At 76.4% G+C, this 20,257-nt stretch carries 14 protein-coding genes and 1 pseudogene; 4 read left to right on the top strand and 11 right to left on the bottom strand.

The window, feature by feature from the left end; all coding sequences use genetic code 11:
* Positions 1-271: 271 nt before the first annotated feature.
* From ADL08_RS02760 to ADL08_RS02785, 6 genes are all read right to left on the bottom strand, one after another.
* Positions 272-2,158, bottom strand: coding sequence for a hypothetical protein (locus ADL08_RS02760; RefSeq protein WP_053640403.1), 1,887 nt, complete (start codon positions 2,156-2,158; stop codon positions 272-274).
* A complete protein-coding gene (locus ADL08_RS02765; protein WP_053640404.1) occupies positions 2,155-5,907 on the bottom strand; it encodes a DUF5682 family protein in 3,753 nt (1,250 codons plus the stop codon). The genes ADL08_RS02760 and ADL08_RS02765 overlap by 4 nt, the downstream gene beginning before the upstream one ends.
* Positions 5,904-7,058, bottom strand: a complete 1,155-nt coding sequence (locus ADL08_RS02770) for an ATP-binding protein (protein WP_053640405.1) — start codon at positions 7,056-7,058, stop codon at positions 5,904-5,906. The genes ADL08_RS02765 and ADL08_RS02770 overlap by 4 nt, the downstream gene beginning before the upstream one ends.
* A gap of 193 nt (positions 7,059-7,251) precedes the next feature.
* Positions 7,252-12,201 (bottom strand): DNA-binding protein, encoded by a 4,950-nt coding sequence (locus ADL08_RS02775; protein ID WP_234351975.1) that lies wholly within the window; start codon positions 12,199-12,201, stop codon positions 7,252-7,254.
* Positions 12,198-13,055, bottom strand: a complete 858-nt coding sequence (locus ADL08_RS02780) for a DUF4132 domain-containing protein (protein ID WP_053640406.1) — start codon at positions 13,053-13,055, stop codon at positions 12,198-12,200. The genes ADL08_RS02775 and ADL08_RS02780 overlap by 4 nt, the downstream gene beginning before the upstream one ends.
* A 552-nt stretch (positions 13,056-13,607) precedes the next feature.
* Positions 13,608-13,808 carry a hypothetical protein gene (locus tag ADL08_RS02785; RefSeq protein WP_053640407.1) on the bottom strand — a complete coding sequence of 67 codons (201 nt, stop codon included), beginning with the start codon at positions 13,806-13,808 and terminating at the stop codon, positions 13,608-13,610.
* A gap of 251 nt (positions 13,809-14,059) precedes the next feature.
* Here ADL08_RS02785 and ADL08_RS02790 point away from each other — a divergent pair, with 251 nt between their 5' ends.
* Both ADL08_RS02790 and ADL08_RS02795 read left to right on the top strand, forming a co-directional pair.
* Positions 14,060-14,869 (top strand): SDR family oxidoreductase, encoded by an 810-nt coding sequence (locus ADL08_RS02790; protein WP_053640408.1) that lies wholly within the window; start codon positions 14,060-14,062, stop codon positions 14,867-14,869.
* A gap of 135 nt (positions 14,870-15,004) precedes the next feature.
* Positions 15,005-15,196 (top strand): hypothetical protein, encoded by a 192-nt coding sequence (locus tag ADL08_RS02795; RefSeq protein ID WP_053640409.1) that lies wholly within the window; start codon positions 15,005-15,007, stop codon positions 15,194-15,196.
* Between the two features lie 358 nt (positions 15,197-15,554).
* Here ADL08_RS02795 and ADL08_RS02800 read toward each other — a convergent pair whose 3' ends face one another.
* The 4 genes from ADL08_RS02800 to ADL08_RS02815 form a co-directional block, all read right to left on the bottom strand.
* Positions 15,555-16,703, bottom strand: a complete 1,149-nt coding sequence (locus ADL08_RS02800; RefSeq protein WP_053640410.1) for a hypothetical protein — start codon at positions 16,701-16,703, stop codon at positions 15,555-15,557.
* Positions 16,704-16,746: 43 nt separating this feature from the next.
* Positions 16,747-17,277, bottom strand: a complete 531-nt coding sequence (locus tag ADL08_RS02805; RefSeq protein ID WP_053640411.1) for a DUF5709 domain-containing protein — start codon at positions 17,275-17,277, stop codon at positions 16,747-16,749.
* Between the two features lie 125 nt (positions 17,278-17,402).
* The gene (locus ADL08_RS02810) at positions 17,403-17,753 is read right to left on the bottom strand and encodes a DUF6480 family protein (RefSeq protein WP_420709552.1); all 351 of its coding nucleotides are present in this window, start codon (positions 17,751-17,753) and stop codon (positions 17,403-17,405) included.
* A 122-nt stretch (positions 17,754-17,875) separates the two neighbouring features.
* Positions 17,876-18,058: a hypothetical protein gene (locus ADL08_RS02815; protein ID WP_053640412.1), complete on the bottom strand. Its 183-nt coding sequence runs from the start codon at positions 18,056-18,058 to the stop codon at positions 17,876-17,878.
* Between the two features lie 204 nt (positions 18,059-18,262).
* Between ADL08_RS02815 and ADL08_RS02820 the strand changes: the two genes are divergently transcribed.
* On the top strand, positions 18,263-19,042 hold the full coding sequence (locus ADL08_RS02820) for a nucleotidyltransferase family protein (RefSeq protein WP_053640413.1): 780 nt from the start codon (positions 18,263-18,265) through the stop codon (positions 19,040-19,042).
* 136 nt (positions 19,043-19,178) lie between these two features.
* Here the strand turns inward: ADL08_RS02820 and ADL08_RS02825 are convergent, their stop codons facing one another.
* Positions 19,179-19,739, bottom strand: a complete 561-nt coding sequence (locus ADL08_RS02825) for a type 1 glutamine amidotransferase domain-containing protein (protein WP_053640414.1) — start codon at positions 19,737-19,739, stop codon at positions 19,179-19,181.
* Between the two features lie 282 nt (positions 19,740-20,021).
* On the opposite strand from ADL08_RS02825, the pseudogene ADL08_RS02830 reads away from it, so the two are divergent.
* Positions 20,022-20,257 (top strand): annotated as a pseudogene (locus ADL08_RS02830) (RNA polymerase sigma factor SigF); the annotation flags it as partial.

Here is a 20,257-nt window from a genome sequence, read left to right on the forward strand (position 1 = left end):
GGGCCGGGACGTGGCGGGGCCGGGCACGGTCCTTCGCCCCGGCGCCTCCGGGGTCCACCGCATCGGGCCCCGGATCCCGCCGGGACGTCCGGGCGCTCGTGGAGGAGCGCCGCCTCGGACGGGTCCGCGCCCACGTGCGGACCGTCCGTCGCGGGCCCGATCCGTTGTGGGCGTGGTCTGCCGTGGGTACGGTCCGTCGCGGGTCCGTACCCGGGTCCTCGGGCCGGGGTCCTCGGGTTCGGGTCCTCGGGGTCGGGTCCTCGGGGTCGGGTCAGGACCAGGAGGCCACCACCAGCGACCTCTCCGCGGCCGCCAGGTGGACCGCCGAGGCGAGCCAGGCGCGGGCGTAGCCGTCGGCCGAGGCGTCGGTGAGGCGGCCGAAGGCGTCGCGGGGGCGGCGGTCCGCCTCCGCCGTCAGGGCCGCCGCGAGCTGCGCCGCCCCGCCGAGGCCCGCCCGGCGCAGCGGGGCGAGGAGGGCGGCCGCGTCCGTCCCCCGGCCGGCCTCGGCCACGGCGCGCCGTCCGCCCGCGACTCCCGTTTCGAGGAGCCGCCGCACCCGCCACAGCGGCGCGTCCGCCAGCGGATCCGGTACGGCGGCCGCCGGGGCGATCGGAACCGGCCCCGCGGCCCCGCGCGGGAAGTGGCTCCCCTGGAGGCGGTCGTATCCCAGGTCGGCCCGGCCGAGCCACTCCTCCGGCAGCCGCAGCGTGTACGACTCCCCCGGCACCGGGCCGACCGCCAGTGGCCGGAGCGTCGCCGCCCGGTCCAGGTCCGGACGGCCGAGGACGCGCAGGGCGAGCCCGGGATGCTCCGCGATCCTGCGCAGGTTGGCCGCGTGCGGCAGCTCCGGATGAGGGTGGGCGGAGCGCAGCCGCAGCAGCGGTCCGCCCCCGGCGACGCGGGCCACGAGGTACTCCCCCGCCGCGCCGACCACCTCCACGTCACAGCCGAGGAGGGCGGCCTCGGGGGCGTCGGCCTCCCGCGCGCCCTCGTCGAGCGCCTCGGCCATCGCCTCGTCCACCGGTCGGGCGAACAGCGCGGACACGGGCTCCTCCGACCAGTCCGCCCCGCGCAGCGGGGTCGCGCTCACGCCCCGGCCCGCTCCGAGCCGCCCGTCCGGCGAGACGGTGGCGCCGACGATCCGCAGCCCTCCGCGCGCGAGGCCCGCGTGGTCGAGGACTCCCCCGCCGAGCGCCACGGACGCGGAGCCCGCTCCCCTGGTGCGGGCCAGTCCGCCGGGGCGCACGTCGGAGACCGTGTAGCGGGAACCGTCCGGGCCCATCAGGTGGGTGGACACGCCCCCGTACCCGGTGGCGGAAAGCACCGGTTCGCGGCACAGGCCGTACACCCTGAGGCTGCCGCCCTGCGCGTAGGCGCGGCGCGCGGTTCCGGCCGCGCCGGGTCCCGCCGTCCCCGAGGCGAGGAGGGCCGCCCCGGCGAGGAGTTCGCGGAAGGCGCCCGCGAGGTCGCCGAGGCGCTGCTCCCGGCCGCGCTCCCGCGCGGCGCGCAGTCCCCGTACGACGCGCAGCGCGGCCGCTTCGGCACGGGGCTGCCCGGCCAGGCGCGCGGTGTGGGCGGCGCGCAGCAGTTCGGCCTGGACCACCGCCCCGCCGGCCGTGACCCCCGCGGACAGGGCTTCGGCGGCCGCCTCCCACAGGGCGGTGGCGGCGCGGACCTGGGCGGGGGCGAGCGGGGGCGCGGTGTCCGCGGAGAGTACGGGGGCGGGGGCGGCTTCGGCGGTGACGGGCACGGTGTCGTCGACGGGGCCCGTCGGCTCCGGAAGGCCGGCGGTCGGCTCCGGGGGCTCCGGCGTCGCCCCCGTCTCCGTCTCCGTCTCCGTGTCCGTCTCCGTGTTCATGTCCGCGTCCGCGATCGGTGCCGCGCCGAGGACCGTCGCGCGATGCAGGCAGCGCGGGGCCAGCAGGCAGGTGCAGACGGCCTGCCCGGCCTCGGTGACCGCGCCCGACGGTCCGGGACGCAGGGTGACGAGGGCGTCCTCGCCGAAGCGCACGTCGAGGGATCCGTCGGCGGCCCGGACGGCCTGCCCGGCGCAGCCCGCGATCGCGGCGTCCAGCTTCTTGCGCAGCCGTGCGCTGAGCTGTTCCACGGCCTCGGCGAGGACGACGGGGGCGACGGGCGGCAGGGGTTCGGGGCTCAACGGGGTTCTCCACGGAGGCGGTCGCCCACCCAGCGGGCGAGGGCGAGCGGGCTGAGGGCGGCCACCGGCATGCCGGCGGCGACGAGTTGGCGCGCCACCGGCACCGAGTAGCGGGGCGCCCCGGCGTCGTCGAGCGCCGCGCAGCCGAGCAGGTGCGCGCCGGAGGCGGCCAGGGCGCGGACCTCGCCGAGGAGGCCGGCGAGCGGTGCGCCCTCCTCGAAGTCGCTGACCACGACGACGAGGGTGCGGCTCGGCACGGTGATCAGCGAGCGGGCGTGCGCGAGCCCCGCCGCGATGTGCGTGCCGCCGCCGACCCGTACCTCCAGGAGCAGGGACAGGGGGTCCTCGACCCGGTCGGTGAGGTCCACCACCTGCGTGGAGAAGGCCAGGAAGTGCGTGGACAGGGTCGGCACGCCACCGAGCACGGCGGCGGTCAGCGCCGACCAGATGACCGAGGCCTCCATCGAGCCGGAGACGTCGACCACGAGGATCAGGCGCCAGTCCGACTCCTTGCCCGCCCGCGTGCTGAACACCGGCCGCTCCGGCACGACCACGATCCGGCCGTCGTCCGTGCGCCGGGTGTGGGCGAGGTTGGCGCGCAGGGTGCGGGCGAGGTCGAGGCGTCCGCCGGGCCTGCGGGTGGGGCGCGGGGTGGCGAGTCCGGAGAGCGTCGGGCGCAGACGGGTGGCCAGCTCCCGGGCGAGCTCGTCGACGAGCCGTTTCACCAGGGGCCTCAGTCGGGTGAGTTGGGCCTCGGGCAGGCCGCCGGCCAGGGAGAGCACCGAGCTGAGGAGCTCCACCGAGGGGCGCACCGCCGCCGGGTCCAGCTGGGTGAGCACGTCGGTGCGGCCCGCGTCGGCGGCCTCGGCCAGGACCTCCTCGCGCACGTCGGCGCCGAAGAGGGCCTCCAGCTCCTGCGACCACTCGCGTGCGGTGGGGAAGGAGGCCTCCTGTCCCCCGCCCCCGCCGGATCCGGCGTCCAGGTCGTCGGCGCCCTCGCCGCGCCCTCCGCCGTACAGCTCGTCCAGGGCGCGGGCGTAGCGGCGCGCGTCGGCGGACAGCCGGTCCCGGTGGCGGCCGAGGAGGAGCCGCCAGCGGTCGGCCGGCGCGAGCCGCCGGTCCGGTGCTTCGGCGGGGGACGCGTCGGCTTCGGGCGGGGCTTCGCTTTCGGGTGGGGCTTCCGCTCCGGGCGCGGGCTGCGGGTCGGGTGCGGCCTCCGGATCGGGCAGGGCCAGGGACTTCAGCGCGGCGAGGCCGGCCGCGTCGGCCGCCGCCCACAGGGCGAGCAGTTCGGGCGGGGCGTCGAGGGAGAGGTCGAGCCGGTCGCCGAGCCGCTCGGTCACCGTGGTCAGGAGCCGGTCCCGGGCGGCCGGGGTCAGCGCGTCGAAGCCGCCGCGCAGGGCCGGGAGCCGGTCGAGGAAGTCCGGGTCGGCCAGGGCGTCGACCCGGTCGAGGAGCGGGGTGAGCGCCTCCGGGGACGCCTGGAGCAGCGGTCCGGCGGCCGTGAGCAGTCCTGCGAGGCGCTTCGTCAGGGCCCGTCGTGCGTCGGGGGAGGTCGCGCCGTCGATCCAGCCCGCCGTCCGTTCGCCGAGGTCCGCGGCCGGGTCCAGGTCGAGCAGCACCCGTACGGCCAGGGCGGCGCCCTGGATCAACGGCGAGCCTTCCGAGGCGAGTTCGGCGAGGGCACGGTCCATCCGGAGGCCCAGGTGCCGGGCGGCCGACCGGTCCGCGAGCGCCACGAGGGCTCCGGCGTCCGCGGGGGTGTCGCTGCCGGCCAGGCCGGGCAGCGACCGCACGGCGGCCTCCACGAGTTCGCCGGTGAGCACGGCCGCCGTGGCGCGGGCGTCCTCGGTGGTGCCGGGGTAGTGGCCGCGCCGCATGCCCTCCAGGAGGTCCAGCGCTTCGAGGAGTTCGGGCAGGCCGGCGGTGTCGGGCAGGACGGCGGAGGCCTCGCGCAGCCGGGCGTCGACCAGGTCGGGCAGGTCGCAGCGGGCGGCGGCGGTGAGTCCGGTCAGGATCTGGGCCGGGGTGGGCCCTCCTTCGGCGGCGGCCCGGCGCGCGGTCTCGGCCAGGGTGCCGGCGGCGGCCTGGGCCGCGGTGACTCCCCGGACTCCGGCGAGGTCGAGCCGTGCGGGCACGGACGGGTTCCAGGTCAGGCGCCACTTGGTGCCGAGCGCGGTGCCGTCGCCGGTGGCCGCCACGGCGAGCGGCTCGCCGTAGGAGGCGCCGATGACGAGGAGGCGTCGCAGCAGCACCTCGCGGCGTCCGTCGAGGGGGGAACGGAGCGGGTCGAGGCGCACCTCCCGGGGTTCGGGCTCCTCCGGGCGGGGCAGCCGCAGCCGGGCGAGCTCCTCCTCGACCGAGGGGCCGAGACCGGAGCGGGGCGCGTGCGGGCTGACCCGGCCGCGCGCCGTGCCGACGAGCACGGCCTCCAGGGCGCGGGCCAGCGCCCGGCCCCGGCCGAGGGGTTCGCCCTGTCCGAGGACGGTGGTGACGGCTTCCAGGAGCTCCCCGCGCCCGGGGGCGGGGAGTCCGCGCAGGGTGGCCAGGTCGCAGGCCAGCCGCAGCGTCTCGGCGGCCTCGCCGGTGCCTGCGGTGTGGCCGGCACGGCGCATCTCCCGGCACAGGCCGGTCACCGCGGCGGCGGCCGCCTCCCGGATCCGGTCGGGGTCCCCGGCGGCGGTGAGCACGGCCTGCTGCCACAGCGGATCGCGGATCCCGGCGGGGTAGCCGGAGCGGGAGTCGAGCAGGTCGAAGGAGTACGGGACGAACGAGGTCACCGCGACGGCCGGGGCCTGGTGGACGGCCGGGGCTCCCGGCGTGGCGGGGGTCGCGGGGTCCGTGACCGGGGTCGCCGGGGTACGGCCCCGGTCGCCCTTGCCGGACCCGTCCGTGCCGGTGTCCTCCAGGTCGTGCCGGTCCGTACCGACCGCTCCCTCCGCGTCCGCCGGTGCGAGCAGGGCGGGGGCGTGGAAGGCTCCGATCACGGCGGCGACGCGGCGGCCTCCGGCCGAGGCCGTGGCGATCACCCGCCGCATCCGGGCCTCGCGGGCGAGGTCGGAGGCGGGCACGTCGGCGTCGGCGCGCAGGGCCCAGCCCACGCCCAGGGCGGCGCGGCGCACCGCGTCCGGGGAGCAGCCGGGAGCCAGCACCTCCACGGCGCGGTCCCACATGTCCTCGCCGTCCCGGCCGGTGCCGGCCGCGGCGAGCGCTCCGGCGAAGGAGCCGCGTCCCCGCACGCCGGCGCCCTCGCCCGTACCGTCGGCCGAGCCGGTATCCGTACCCGTGCCCGTGTCCGTACTGCCCGTGCCCGTGCCCGTGTCCGTACCGTCGGCGGCGTCGACGCCCCGGCGGTCGTCCGTGTCGCCGTCCCGGTCCGGGCCGGTCAGGGACCAGCCGGGGTCGGACAGGGGGAGGTCGCAGCAGACGACCTCCGCGCCGCGGTCCCGGGCCCACCGCACCGCCGCGAGTTCCGGCGAGAAGTCCGCGAAGGGGTAGAACGACAGGCGTCCGCCCTCGCCCGCACCGGCCAGGGCGACGGGGGCGACGGTCTCCGGGTCCGCCAGGTGTTCCAGCCAGGGCCGGAAGTCGGCCGGGAGTTCCACGCAGACCACCTCGGCACCCGCCTCGTCGAGGAGGGCGGGCACCACGGCGGCCAGCGCCGGGCTGTGGTGGCGCACCCCGAGCAGGTACGGGGTGCGGGACGCGGCGAGCGCGTCCACCGCCGCCCGTGGATCGAGGGTCGTCACCGCAGGCTCCCGCGCAGGTCCCAGAGGCGGCGCCACATCGCCGAGCCGTTCTCGGCCCGGCGGCGGACCGGGCCGTCCCAGTAGCCGAGGAGGCGCGCGTGGTCGGCCGGGTCGTCCTTGCGGACGACGCCGAGGAGGTGGCCGGGCAGGAGGTCGAGGACGTCCCCGCCGTGGAGGTAAGCGGCGGCGACCCCGAGGGACGCCGCGACCTGGACGGCCTCGGCGGTGGACATGACCGTGCCCGGCCGCTCCACGTCCCAGCCCTCGGTGGAGCGGCCGGAGCGCAGGTCCCGGAAGACGGTGACGAGGGCGTCCAGGACGGCGTCGTCGACGCCGAAGGACGCGCCCGCGCGCTGGACCGCCGCGACGGCCTGGCGGCGGACGAGGACGGCCTCGGCGTCCGCGTCGGCGATCGGGTCCACGGTCTCGAAGTTGAAGCGGCGCTTGAGCGCGGCGGACATCTCGGAGACGCCCCGGTCGCGCAGGTTGGCGGTGGCGATGACGGTGAAGCCGGGCGCGGCGGAGACCACCGCGTCCTCGGTGGCGGTCAGTTCGGGGACGGTGATCCGCCGGTCGGACAGGAGGGAGACGAGGGCGTCCTGCACCTCGGGCAGGCAGCGGGTGATCTCCTCGACCCGCACCACCCGGCCGGTGCGCATGGCGGCGAGGACCGGGGAGTCGACCAGGGCCTGCGGGGTGGGGCCCTGGGCGAGCAGCAGGGCGTAGTTCCAGCCGTAGCGGAAGGCGTCCTCGGTGGTGCCCGCGGTGCCCTGCACGGTGAGGGCGCTGGTGCCGCTGACGGCGGCCGCGAGCAGTTCCGACAGCATCGACTTGGCGGTGCCGGGCTCGCCGGTGAGGAGCAGTCCGCGTTCTCCGGCGAGGGTGACCACGCAGCGCTCCACCAGGGCGCGTTCGCCGACGAACTTCGGGGCGATCTCCAGCTTCGACGGCAGGCCCGCGCGGCGCTTCGGCAGGGCGAGTTCGGCGCCGTCGCTGCCGCAGACGAACGTGACGACCGCGCGGGGGGTGAGGGCCCAGCCGGGCGGGCGCGGGCCGGGGTCCTGGGCGGCGAGGAAGGCGAGTTCGGCGGCGTGGCGCTCCTCGGCCGGGCGGACCTGCCGGGCGGGGGCGGGCTGTTCGGTGACGGTCATGCGGGGGTTCCTCCGGAAGGGGTACGGGTGGGGGGCGCGGCGCACCCGGGGCGGGGTGCGCCGCGCCGTCGCCGCGTGCGGCGGGTGGTCGGCGGTGCGGCGGGCAGCGGCCGGTCGGCCGGTGCCGACTGGTGCCGGTCGGGCGATGACCACCGGTCGGCCGGCCGGCGGCCGGCGGCCGGCGGCGGGTCGGTCAGCGGCGGCGCCTGGTGCGCCGGACCTTCAGCTCCTCGAAGCGGGGGAGGTCGCCGTCGAGGATCCGCCGCCACGCCCGGGCGAAGAGTTCGGCGGCCGGTTCGACCGGCACCAGGGCGCCCAGGAACGGCCCGTACATCGGCAGCTTCCACTGCTCGACCGGCAGCCCGAGCCCCTTCTGCTCGGACCAGGCGCCGGGCAGGAACAGCGAGCGCCCCGCCCTGGCCCGTACGGCCGACACCACCAGGTCGGTGGCGGCCAGTTCGGCGCGGGCCGCCTTGAGGCGGGCCGGCTTCCACCCCGTCCACCGGGCGGTGTTGCGGTCGGTGGGGTCGGGCAGGGCGAGGAGCGCCAGGTACAGCGTCGCCGCGTCGGTCCCCAGGCCGTGGGCCCCGGCGACCTCCGCGACCAGGTCGGGCACGGAGCGCGAGGGGTCCTGCGGCCACCAGGTGCCGTCCTGGCCGGTCTCCCCGGCGGCGGGCGCGCCGGGGTCGGCGAGGAGCCGCGCGAACGCCGGGTCGTGCGCCCGCCGCAGCGCCCGCTCGATCCCGGTCGGCTGCTGGTCGGTGTCGCGCAGCACCGCCAGGTACGGGTCGGAGCCGGTGGAGTCGAGGAGGGCGGTCCGCAGGGCCGGCTGGGGCTGGCCGTCGTGCGTGGCCATGAGGACCGCGCCGTACCGCTCGTGGTCCGGTGCCGTCTCGGTGGGGGCGCCCGCCACCTTCCGGAAGTCCGCGAGGCTGGTGTAGCGCCCGGCGGAGACCAGGAGTCCGGGTGAGGCCAGGCGCTGTCGTACGGCGGTGAGGGCGCTGGGCAGCGTCGCCCGTACCGGATCGCCGGCGGGCAGCCGGTGGGCCAGCCAGGCCGTCAGGCCCATCGCGCCCGTCAGCACCGCGTCGGTGAACGGGTGGTCGACCGGGCTCACGGGCGCCGGCCGGTCCCCCGAGATGTGCCACGCCACGTCGGTGGTGAGCTCGGGCGACGCCGCGGGGCCTAGGAGCGCCGGGAGGGCCCGGTGGACGGGCCAGCCGGTGCGGACCGCGCGGGTGGCCTCCCCGATCAGCCAGTCGGGCACCTGGGTGCGCCGTCCCAAGCGCGCGTTCCAGACCTCCGCCGCCGACGCCACGTCGGGGCCTTCGGTCCACAGCCGCGCCGGGTCCTCGGGCAGGAGCGCCGCGACCACGGCCCGTCGCACGGCGACGGGGAGCGCGCGCAGTTCGTCGCGGGCCCGGGCCGCGTCGGCCACCTTCAGGCCGAGGGACGTGCGCAGTTCCGCCGGCAGGAAGCCGTTCCCCCAGTCGTCCACGTTCGGCATGCCGGCGAGGACGAGCCGGGCGAGCGCTCCGGGGACGCCGGTGAGCCGGCCGAACTCCTCGGCCGCCTCCGGGAGGAAGGGGGCCGCCGTGCGGTTCTCCGCCTCCCGGAGGAAGGCGGTCAGCCAGTCGGCGCCGCGCGTGCGGTCGCCCACCGGTGCCGCGTCGCGCAGGGTGTACGGGGCGGGCACCTCGAACCGGCCGCTGGGGTCGTGGAGGAGCGCCTCGAACTGCCGTCCGTCGTCGACGGCCCTGTCGTTCTCGGTGATCCCGAGGACCGCTCCCCCGCCGAGCGGGAAGACGGTGCAGTACGAGGTGCCGCGCTCCTGGCCGTCCGGGGCGTACAGGTGGGGGGTGGCGAGGTGGAGCAGGACCCGGCGCCAGTGGCCGGCCGAGCCGGCCGTCGAGGCGAGGCCCAGGGCGTCGGCCCGGCCGAGCACGCCGAGCAGCGCGGCCCGGTGCTCGTCGCCGCTGCCGGGTGCGACGGCCCGGTAGGCGATCGCCGCCGGGTCGTCCAGGAGGGAGACGAAGGAGAACGGAGAGTACGGCAGGGAGGGAAGGTCGTAGTGCAGCTTCCCCAGGGGGGCCGCGGCGGAGGCGTCGGCCCGTGCCGCCGCCAGTTCGCCCAGGAACCGGTCGGCCACGTCCGAGGCGGCGCCCCGGCTGTAGTAGCCGGAGCCGGTGAGTCCGTCGAGCGCCTCGGCGAGCAGGCTGTCGTGGGGGCCCTCGACGCGTGCCTCCTCGGGCTCGGTCGCCGGGTCGAGCCGGGCGGCCACCGCGTCGAGGGCCTTCTGCTGTCCCACGGCGAAGCGCAGTGCCTTCGCCACGCCCGCGGCCAGTTCGGGCGCGGTGATGCCCGGCAGCGCGGCGGTCACGAGGTCGGGGACGTCCGTGGCCCGCTCGGCCAGGACGGCCGCCTTCAGCAGGGTGCGGGCCGTCTCCGCGTCGGCGGCGCGCAGCACGTCCGAGCCGCGCGGGTCGCGCGGGCGGAGGGCGTAGAAGTGGGAGAGCGGCGGCAGGGGCGTGGCGGCGGTGCCGTAGATGTCGTTCCGGTCGCCGTCGGACGTCGTCGTGATCACGCCGTCCGGGTCGGTGAGCAGCAGTTCCCGCCACTGGCGGATCAGGGCCCTGGGCCGGTCGTCGCCGGGGAACGCCAGGGCGGCGACGGGCATGTCGGAGCCCTCGGGCAGGGAGACGTTGCGGCCGGCGGTGTCGTCGGCGCACCAGCCGTCGCCGGGGATCCGCAGGACCCGCCAGCCGAGCAGGCCGTCGGCGGGGGTGCCCAGGGCCGAGCCGTCGACCACGGGGGCGGGCCGCAGCCACGAGGACTGCACGGCCAGTTCGGCGCCGGGGGCGTGGGAGCGGGTCGCGTCGGCGAGGAAGCCGGGCAGGGAGCGCCGGCCCCGGGTGTCCTCGACGGGGTCGTACTCGACCCAGCCGCTGTCGTCGTGCCGCGCGTCGCCCTCGTACCGCTCGACGTGCTGCCACACCCAGTACGAGGTGCCGTCGGAGAGCACCGCGCGTTCCCGGGGCAGCTTCGTGTCGCCGGCGTGCAGGACTCCGCCGCCGGTGGTGCGGCCGCCGCCGGGCAGCGGCAGGCTGGAGCGGTCGGAGCGGAGGGACCAGTAGCTGATCTCGGCGTCCAGGGTGAACACGCGGTCGGGCGCGGTGTGCCAGTAGCCCTGGACCTGGCTGTTGCCGTAGCCGGTCCAGAACACGAGGAGGGCGCCGTCGACGTAGTGGAAGCCGTACCGGTGGGAGGACTGGCCGGTGGGCACGCGCAGGTCGTGGGTGAGGACGGTGGAGTCGGCGTCGATGACCCGCACCCGGCGGGCGTTGGCCACGATCAGGTGGGGCCAGGCCTCGAAGACGACGAGGTCGTCGAGCTTGGCGCGCCCCGGGGTGAGGTCCGCGACGGCCTCCTCCCACGCCGGCCAGTGGAGCTCCTCCCACAGGCCGCCGCGCAGGGTGCGCGCCAGGGTCTCGCCGAGGTCGGCGCCGGCGGCGGCCGCGACCTCCTCCGGTGCGAGCGCGAGGGCCTCGGCGGGCAGCCACGACAGGCGGGCGATCGCCTTGGGCAGTCCGGGCAGTCCGGCCGCCACCGAGTCGCGGGCGACGTCGCGCGTCCACTCGGTGAGCATCGGCCGGCCGCCGGCCGAGGCGGCGAGCCGGCGCATCACGTCCGCTCCGGAGGAGGCGTCGTGGTAGGCGTTCGCGGCGCGCCGGAAGGCGGGGCGGAAGCGGGGGTCGGCGGCGATCGCGGCCAGGTCGCGGGGGTCCTCCCCGCGCGCCCAGTCCGACAGGTTGAGGGCGGCGGCGTTCGTCCGGGGGCCGTCGGCCGCCGGGTCGGCGACCGGGACGTCCAGCGAGAGCAGCAGGTCGAGCAGGTCGAGGTCCTCGACGCCGATCCGCAGGAAGCACCGGTCGTCGGGCCGGGCCGCCAGGTCGGCGCGCAGCCGATCGGCGGCCCGTTCCACCAGGTCGAGGAGGGCCGGCAGGGTGCGGCGGCTGCCCCAGCCCCGGTGCCGTACGGTGTGGAAGCGCTCCAGCCAGCCGGCCGTGCCGTCGGCGCAGCGCTCCTCCGGCGGCACGTCCGCGCCGGTCAGTCCGGCGTCCGCCCCGGACTCCGTGAGGATCCCCAGCCACAGGTCGCTGAGCTCGCCGTCGTCGGAGGGCGGCATCATCTCCAGGAGCGTGCCCCGTACGGCGGGGACGCGGCGGGCCAGGGCGACGAGGGCGGACCGGTGGGTCTTCCACCATCCCTCGGCCGCCCGCTGGGTGGCCGGCAGCGGCAGGAGTTCGGCGAGGTGGTCCTGCTCGGCCTCGGCGGCGGACAGGCCGGCGGCGCGGGCCAGGCGGCGCAGTTCCGTGGTGGCCTGGGCGGAGGGGGCGAGTCCGCCGGCGGTCCGGCGCACGCACAGGCGCCGGAAGCGCTCGTACGCCTCGGCGGGGGCGAGCCGGGCGGCGAGTTCCTTGCCGTATCCGGTGAGGACCTTCACCGGCAGCGCGCCGGCCAGGGCGAATTCGAGGAAGACGGCGTCGAGCCGGTCCTCGTCGACGGCGAGTCCGTGCTGGGCCTCGCTGGTGCGGGCGCGGGCGAACAGCTGTCCCGCGTAGGTGGTGTTGTCGACACCGAGGAAGACCCGGGCGGCCTGCTCGTAGAAGACGGGCAGGAAGTGCGGGACGGCGGAGGCGAGGCGGCCGGCGAGTTCGAGGCAGGCGTCCAGGGCGGCCTTGGGCTTGGTCTTCGCCTGCCGGGCGAGGCGGTCGAGCTCGGGGACGACCGCGAGGGCGTGGTGGCCGTCCTCGGGGTGGTGCACCAGGACCCATTCGGGGAAGCCCAGTTCCTGGCGGCGGCCGAGGCCCACGACGGCCGGTTCCCCGTGGAGTCCGAGGCCGAGGAAGCCGGCGGCGAGGTCCTCGGCGGGTCCGAGTTCGGTCGCGGCGAGGCGGACGACGACCCGGTCCTCGCCGAGGACGGGGTGGCGGTAGGTCCTGGCGGTCAGTTCGACCGCCGAGGCCCCCGCGTCCCCGGTGCCGGCCGGGAGGACGGCTCCGGCCGCGAGCAGCTCCGCGTTGTCGCGGGCTCCTTCGGGGGCGCCGCCCGTGGTCCTGTCGGAAGCAGTCGTGCCGGTCACGCGTTCCCACCCTCTTCGATCGTGCGGCCGGCGTAGAGCGCCGCGGCCATGCGCATCCCCTCGGACCAGGCGACCGGTCCGACCTCGTTCAGCCGCACGGCGCGGCCCTCGTCGTCGTGCCAGCCGAGTCCGCCGGTCTCCGACTCCCCGTCCCAGTACGGCTCGCCGATCCACACCGACGCCTCCGTGGCGCGGCCGCCGTCGCGGACCCTGCAGGTGGCGTAGCCGCCGGAGACGCGGTAGCCGAGCGAGGTCGCGCGGGCCGCGAGGCCGAAGCGGGAGGCGAACCTGCCGCCCGCGTAGTCCCGTACCTCCGTGGCCGTCTCCGGGTGGGCGGCGGCCGGCCGGGCCCAGGTGGCCCGGTGGATCTGCTCCACCCGCTGGGTGATGCCGAGTTCGGCCGCGAAGTCCCGCACGTCGTCCAGGTCGGGCAGGAGCACGGGGTGCGGGAGGGTGACGGTGCGCGGGGAGAGCCGTACGGTCTCGCCGTCGAGGTCGACCACCTTCAGCCCGCCGTCGGCGGTGACGTCCCGCAGGAAGCCGACCTCGTCCGGGTCGTCGCCCACCACGGCCATGTCGCGGAGGGCGGACTGCCAGGCCTCGTCCGGCCACACGCGGGCGATCAGCCCGGTGGGCACGGGGAGCGAGGACACCATCCAGGTGTCCACCTGGGCCACGCACGCGGCCACGTGCCGGTCCAGCCATTCGGCGAGCCGCCGGAGCCGGTCGACCTCGGGATGGTCCCGCAGCGCCTTCGGCACGGTCTTCAACTGCCGTCCCCCCGCGCGCCGTGCGGCCACGCGCCCCTCGTCGAGGGTGATCTCGTACCCCTCGTCCACCGTCAGCCACGCCATCGGCCGTGCCCCCTCCGCCTGTTCGTCAGAAATCACGCAGCTCGAACCAAGGGGTCGAAAGCCCCTGGAACTGCAATATGAGGGGAGACTAACCAGGGCCACTGACAACGCGTGTTCGGGGCCCGGACAGGCGGTCCCCGACCGGTCGGCCGACCGTCGTGCGTCCCTTCGCGCCAGGGCTTGTGGCTGTACGGGCCCTCGCTCCGCGGGCTTCTCGCCGCGCGGGCTTCTCGCCGCGCGGGCTTCTCGCCGCGCGGGCCGGTGGGCGTAGCCGCGGGGCGGCGTACGAGGTCCGGCGCCGTGACCGCGGGGGCTTCTGGCGGTCGGAACAGCCTCACCCGCCGCTGCGGAGCCGTGGTGGGGCGACCGGGGGCCCGGGACCGCTGCCCGGGCAGGAGGGGAAGGGCCCGGACAGCGGCACCCGGCCCCTGCCCGGTCGGGCGGGGTCCACTCGTCCCGGCACCCCGGCGGTGCGAACCGCCGGGGTGCCGGTGGGTGCCGGGGCGCGTGATCCTTCGTTCCACGGCCGGCGGCAGGGTCGTGCCGGGGAGGTCAGGCCCCGTCGGGGCGCCGGCCGGGAGGGGTTCCGCCGCCCTCGCCGCCGTCCTTGTCCCCCTCGTCCGTGGCGTGCGCCGCTTCCCGGCCCCTCTCGTCGTTCCGGCGGGCCTGGCGGGCCTTGAGTTCGGCGAGGTCCTGCGGGGTGGCCGCGCCCTTTCCGCTCCTGCGCCGCTCGGGGTTCTGCGGACCGCTCATGGCGTCTCCTCACGTCGGGTGGACCGTGTCCTTCCGGACCGGTGTCCTTGCTCCTGACGCGTCTCCCCGGCCCGGCGGACGCCATGCCCCGTCCCCGTCGGTCGCACCCTTTCGTGTCCTTCTCCCGGCCGGTGGGCGGAGCATGGCCGACCGGGACGGGGGTAGCGGCGGAGGCGTCAGGCGCGAGAAGTACGCGAGGAACGCGCAGGCACATGGCAGAAGCAGGCAGGAAGACGAGAGGAGGCGGGGCCATGGCCGACATCCAGGGCTTCGACCCGCGCACGGCGATCGTCACCGGTTCGGACTCCGGGATCGGACGCGCCGTCGCGGTGCGGCTCGCGGAGGCGGGCCTCGACGTGGGCGTCACGTGGCACACCGACGAGGCGGGCGCGGAGGCCACGGCGGAGGAGGTCCGCGCCCACGGCAGACGGGCGGCCGTCGCCCGTCTGGACCTGACGGAGCTGCCGGAGGCGGCCGACGTGGTCGACCGGCTCGCGGAGGAGCTCGGCGGAGTCGACGTCCTGGTCAACAACGCCGGTACGGGTACGGCCGAGTCCTTCCTCGACCTGAGTCTCGAAAAGGTCAGGGAAGTGCTCGACGTCGACCTGACGGGGCCGTTCCTGTGCGCCCAGCGCGCCGCCCGCCGGATGATCGACCGGGGGCGCGGGGGCCGCATCGTGCAGATCACCTCGGTGCACGAGCACCAGCCCCGGGTGGGCGCCGGACCGTACTGCGCGGCCAAGGGCGGCCTCGGGCTGCTCACCCAGGTCATGGCGCTGGAGCTGGGCGCGTACGGCATCACCGTCAACTCCGTCGCGCCGGGGGAGATCGCCACCCCGATGACCGGCCAGGAGGACGAGGACGTCCGGGCCGCGTCCCGGCCGGGCGTCCCCCTCGGGCGGCCGGGGGACGCCCGCGAGGTCGCCGCCGTCGTCGCCTTCCTGGCGGGCCCCGACGCGTCGTACGTGACGGGGGCGTCCTGGGCGGTGGACGGCGGGATGCTCCGCATGGGTCCGATGGCCGGCTCGCACCTGACGTCCGACGACTGGCGCCGGCCCTGACCGGGGCCCCGCCCGTACGGTGCCACGGGGCCGCGGCCCGGCGTACGTGTCGGGCGGGCCCGACCGGGTAGACGAGGAGTTGCAGTCGACCCGGCCGCCGGAGGTCGGATCCATCGACCTCAGGAGGTGTCGGTCATGGAGGACGTCAGGAACGCCGCCCGCTCCAAACGGATCGGGGAGGCGCGCACGGGACGCGTCAGAACGTGCAGGCCCGCCCTCGTGGGACTCGAAGGGGAACCCGGACGGCCCGAACGGGCCGGACGAGCCGCCGACGAGGAACGCGATCCCGAGTACGGCGAGTACAACATCGTCCGCGGCGAGGACTGAGCACAGCCCGACCGTAGGATCGCGCCGCCGCCCGCCCACTTCTTCGTGGGCGGGCGGCGGCGTGTCCGGACGGCCGGAAGGGATCACCGGAGGGAGCACGTGAAGGGCCTTCTCGTGACCCCATTGCGGAGTCGTGCGACCCGGCGCGGGTCTCGTGCCGTGACCCACCGCAGACCGGCGGGACACGGACGGCTCCTCGGCGGCAGGGCTCCCACGGCGTCACCGCTCCTCGGCAGCACGGTTGCCACGGCGTCACCGTTCCTCGACCGGTTCGTCCCCGGCGTCACCGCTCCTCGACCGGCTCGTCCCCGGCGTCACCGCTCCTGGGCGGTGCGACGGGGACGAGCCGGTCGAGGAGTCAGTCGTTCCAGCGCAGGACGGCGCCCAGACCGCCCGCCGGGCCCGCCATCTCCTCCGGCACCACGAGCACCTCGGAGCCCGCGGCGACGCAGGCGCGCAGCAGCGCGTCGTCGGCGCGCGCCTCCTCCGGCCGGCCGATCCCCCACCCCTTGGCCTCGGCACGGCCCGCGGCGATCTCGTCGGGTCCGGCGCCGACCCACACGGGGCGGCTCGCGTCGGGGGCGTCCCGGCCGAGGAGGAGGGTGGCGACCTGGTGTTCCCGGGCGGCGGCGGCCACGGCCGGAATGCCTTCGGCGGCCGGGCCTCGACCGGTGTCGACGGTCGTCTCGCGGTGCTCGCCGGGACGGCCGCGCGCCCTGCGGAAGTCGTCCAGCGCGCTCCGCACCCGCTCCTGCGCGTAGCGGGAGCGGGCCTCCTCGATCTGCCGGTCGAGGAGCGCGGTGGAGGCGCCGGGCGCGCGGCTGCCGTGGTCCACCTCGACGGCGACGCTCCGGAGCCGCTGCGGCAGCCGTTCCCGTACCGCCTTGCGCTCGCGCGCGTCCCCGGCCAGGACCAGGAGGGTGTCGCCGTCCTGCGGACAGCGCCGGACGAGTTCGCCGGCGATGATGTCGGCCGTCTCCTCCCAGGCGTCCTCGACCTTGTTGCTGTAGTGCCATTCGTACCGGTCCTGGGGGAGGGAACGGTGCCCCCGGCCCTGCCACGGCTTCCCGCGCGCCTCGCCCAGGGACCGCGTGCCGCGGGAGTCCCGCAGTTCGAGGTCGGCGCCCTCCCGGTCGATGAGGGCCACCTGGCAGGCGGGCTCGTCGCCGCGCAGGAGCACCAGGGGTGCGATGTGCGGGAGGTTCGTCCAGGTGACGTCGGCGGACGGCGGGGTCGCCCTGAGGGGGACGTCGAGCACGACCTCGCCGTCCGTCGCGAAGAGGGCGCGCCCGGGCGGCGAGCCGGAGACGGGTTCGGCTCCGAGCCGTTCGGCGACCGCGCGGATCGTGGCCGGGTCGGCGCCGTCGTCGACGAGCCGCGCGGCCACGGAGCGGTTGCGCAGCCGCTGGATCCGTGCCGCGTCCTCGGTGGACCGGTCGGTCTCGACGTAGACGGAGGCCCAGGGGCCGGGACGTTCCAGGAGCGGTTTGAGGAAGTCGAGGTTCATGGTGTCCCCACTGGGGTCGGAACGTGCGGGGCGTCGGAGGCGGTCAGCGCTCCGTCCCGGACTCTTCGGGCAGCCCGTACGGTTCGGGCTCGTCCACCGTGGCGTCCGCCCCGGTGTCCACGTGCATCGCGGCCTCCTCGGCCGGTGCGGCCCAGTCGTCCGGGCCGACGTCCCGGGCGACCGTGCGGTTTCCCGTCTCCCTCGGGCTGTCGACCGGGGCGAGGCGGCCCGCCCGGGTGGTGCCGGCCTGCTTGTCGACGGGCTCGCCCGCGCCGCCCGGGAGGTCGCCGATGTCGTCGCCCTCCGCCGGCGGGTCCTCGGGGACCTCCTGGGCGAGCCGGTCGTCCAGCGACTCGCCCTCGCGCTGCTCCCGCTGGGTCGTGCCGTGCCGGGTCACCCCTCGGGGGCGCTCGGGGGGCGAGTAGCCGGGGCTGGACATGTCCTCCAGCGGGTCGGTCACGATCGCGTTGTCCGGATCGAGCTCGTCGGTGGGACGGTTGTCCACGTCGGAGTGGGTGGGCTGGTAGACGTCGTCGCCACGGGCCTCGTCCGTGTCGGGCTCGTTGCGGTCCATGAGGGTTTCCTTTCAGGGGAAAAACTGGTCGGTGGCCGACATCGGGGGCCGGGGCCGGTCGTCCTCGCCGGGCGGGAACGAAACGGCCCGGAGCGGTGCGGGAACAGGCGGGTTCCCGCACCCGCTCAGTCGGTGGCCAGGATGATCGCGTACGCGAGGAAGAACAGCGCGCACAGGACGACGAGGATCCACAGGGCGAGGAGCGGGCCGGTCGCCCATCCCCGCCGGAGCGGCCGGTAGGGCCCGGTCCCCGTTCCCGTCCCGGACTCGGCCGGTGGCGTCTCGCCCGGCGCGGTCCCGCCCCCGACGCCGGAGCCGGGCGTTCCCGGACCGGGTGCGCCGGCGCCGAGGCCGGATGTGGCGGCCCCTCCTCCGATGCCGGTGTCGGAGCCGGGGCCTGGTGTGCCGGTTCCGTCTCCGACGTCGACTCCGGGTGTCTCCCGGGGCTCCGGGTCGGGGTTGCTCGGTGCGATCATGGCGTCCATCTCCCTCCGGAATCCGGATGTCGTACGGCCGGTACGCGACTACCCGTCCGTTCCCGCTCTATCCGGCGTGCGGCGGGCCGGCCGCGCGGCGGGCGACGTCCCGGCCCCGCGGGTCAGTGGGCGGCGGCTCCGAACTCGGCGTGCTGGGTGCGCAGGGCGAAGTCGGCCTCCGCCCCGAGTGGTTCGCCGAGCGACAGGCGTCGTGCCTCGGCGGACGCCTCCCGCATCAGGGCGTGGAACTCCTCGTCCGTGAGCCGGTGCCGCTCGTCCGTCGTCCGCTGCTCCGTGGTCCGCACAGCGGGCCTCCTCACGGTCGTTCCGGTGCTGCTCGCTCGCCCCGGCGACTACCCGGTACGGGGCCGGACAGACAGTTTCCGGACAGCCGATTCCCCGGTCGTGGCCGATCACCGGGGGCGGATGACCGGGGCCGCCCTGGGTAGACGCGGTTGCACCCCTTTGGGAGGGGCCAGCGCGAGCAGTGGCGAGGACAGGAGCAGGCGATGAACCTCACGGAAGACCCGGCCCCGCGCCGGTCGGCGAACGGAAAGGCGTACCTCGCGTCCGCCGGTCACGACCACGGGCTCGCGGGTACCGGTTCTCCCGAACCCCGGAAGGCTCCGCGGGAGGACTCCGGAGCGCACGGAGCCCGCGAGGGCGACGCGACCGCGCTGCCCCCCGATCACACCCAGGCGATCCTGGAGACGACGAAGCAGGTCGGGGCGGTGCTGAAGGCGCTGGGGTGCCCGTTCGCCCTGATCGGCGGCGTCGCCGCCTACGCGCACGGCATCCCGGTCCGGCTCCAGCACGACACGGATTTCGCGGTACGGCGGGAGGACGCCGAGGCGGTCACGAACGCGCTGCGGGAACACGGCATCCGGATCGTGGACCCGCCCGAGGACTGGCTGGTCAAGGCGCGTTCCGGCGGCGAGGAGATCGACCTGATCTTCTCCCTGGCGGGGAAGCCGGTCACGACCGAGCTCCTCGAACGGGCCCAGACGCTCCCGGTGGACTCGGTCCACATGCCGGTGATCGCGCCGACCGACCTCCTGGTCTCCCGGCTGACGGCGTTCTCGGAACACCACTGCGACTTCGGCACCCTGCTGCCGGTGGCGCGGGGGCTGCGGGAGCGGGTCGACTGGGCGCGCGTGCGCCAGGAGACGGAGGGCGCCCCGATGGCCGCGGCCTTCCTCTACCTGCTGGAACTGCTGCACGTCCTGCCGACCCACGGTCCCGGCTCCCCCGCCGGCCCTGCCGGTCCCGGTGGCGCGGACCGCCCGTAGGCCGCCCCTCACCACGCATCGCGCCCGGCCCCCGACGATCGTCCGTCGGGGGCCGGGCGCGACTCTTCTCCGCTGAGCCGTACATCTGCCGTGCGGGCCGGGTGCGTACGTGCGCGGTCGCACGCGGCAGACCCTTCTAGGCCGCGTCGCCGCTCAGGCTGCGGACGATCTCCGCCGAGAAGGCGTCGAGGTCGCCCGGGTTGCGGGAGGTGATCAGGGGGTGGCCTCCGGAGGTGTCGACGACGACCTCCTCGTCCACCCAGGTGGCACCCGCGTTCTCGAGGTCGGGGCGGAGGGAGGGATACGAGGTCAGCCGGCGCCCCTTGGCCAGCTCGCTGTCCACGAGGAGCCACGGTCCGTGGCAGATGGCGGCCACCGGCCTGCCCGCTTCCGCGAAGGCGGAGACGAGGCGGCGGGCGTCGTCGTCCGTACGGAGCTGGTCGGCGTTCACGGTGCCGCCCGGGACGACCACGGCGTCGAATCCGTCCGCGGAGACCTCGGCGAGCGTCGTGTCCGGCTGGACCACGGAGCCAGGGTCCTTGTCCGAGACGAGGGTCTGCACGCCCTCGTCCTTCTGCGCGGCGACCGTGACGCGGGCTCCCGCCTCGCGGAGGACGGCCACCGGCTTCTCCAGCTCGTCCTGCTCCGTGCCGTAGTTCGTCGTGAGGACGAGAACGTTCTTTCCGTCGAGCGACACTGTGCGTTCCTCTCTGGTGTGGATCCCCTCGCTGTCTGCGCCTCACCCTCACCCGCACATCTCAAACCTCACATAAAGGTCGGATGATGTGGTCGCCGCTTCCCTGCGGCTCCCCGCGACTCCCCCGCGCCGCGCCATCTCCACCATCCGACCGCGTCTACCCAAGAACTGTGTCAAATCACCACGAAACGGGCATCCTGTTTGAGGAAGCTGATCAATGGACCACTCCGCCACCTTTGCACGGCAGCGGCGCGGGCCCATCGCGACCGTCGAAGGAGCCTCATGTCCACCGTCGGAAACCGCTCCATACGGCCCCGGACCGCCGACCCGGCCCCCGGTCCCGAGGTCGCCGGGAATCCGGGGGCTTCGATGCGCCGGGCGGCACTGGACGGACTGCCCGAGCTGACCCGTCCCACCACCGTCTCCACCGACGACGCCCAACCCCTCTCCGCCGCCCTCCTCACCCGCCTGGCCCAACTCGACGAAGGCACCCCCGAACACGCCTACGTCCGCAACAC

This window comes from Streptomyces sp. NRRL F-6492 (assembly GCF_001280125.1).
Classification (GTDB): domain Bacteria; phylum Actinomycetota; class Actinomycetes; order Streptomycetales; family Streptomycetaceae; genus Streptomyces.